This is a genomic window from Gilliamella sp. Pas-s27, assembly GCF_009795865.1.
Classification (GTDB): Bacteria; Pseudomonadota; Gammaproteobacteria; order Enterobacterales; family Orbaceae; genus Gilliamella.
The window spans coordinates 1-342 of sequence record NZ_WTEW01000130.1 but is presented as its reverse complement, the minus strand read 5'-3'; the positions used below and the strand labels follow the sequence as shown (position 1 = coordinate 342).

The following is a 342-nucleotide window of genomic DNA, read 5'->3' as shown; positions in this document are numbered from 1 at the left end:
TTTGTCTTCGGGTGGGCAAGATTTATCAGAATATGTACCCCTATACAATTCATTACCTTGAAGGTGAAATAGATCCAAAAGATCCTTATGATAAAATCGACGCTAATAACGAACTTAACTTAAAACTCTCTCTTTATGCCAAAGAGGGATTATTTACTGAAGAGTTAGTTGGTCACGATGGCGACAAGCCACTCTACCGCTATAATTTAACTGATGAAGGGCGTAAATATCTTGATAAAGAATGGTGGGGAGGAACAAATTTCTGTTTTGGTCGAATTGTGGTTGATAAAATTGATGGGGTTGATAATCAGTTGCAAGGAATGCGTATGGTTTATTTTTATT

Annotated in this window: 1 protein-coding gene; it reads left to right on the top strand. The window is 36.3% G+C overall.

Features of this window, described 5'->3' with window-relative positions:
* Positions 1 to 32: 32 nt before the first annotated feature.
* On the top strand, positions 33 to 342 hold a 310-nt coding region (locus GQ589_RS12010), incomplete at its 3' end, for a hypothetical protein (protein ID WP_160426492.1).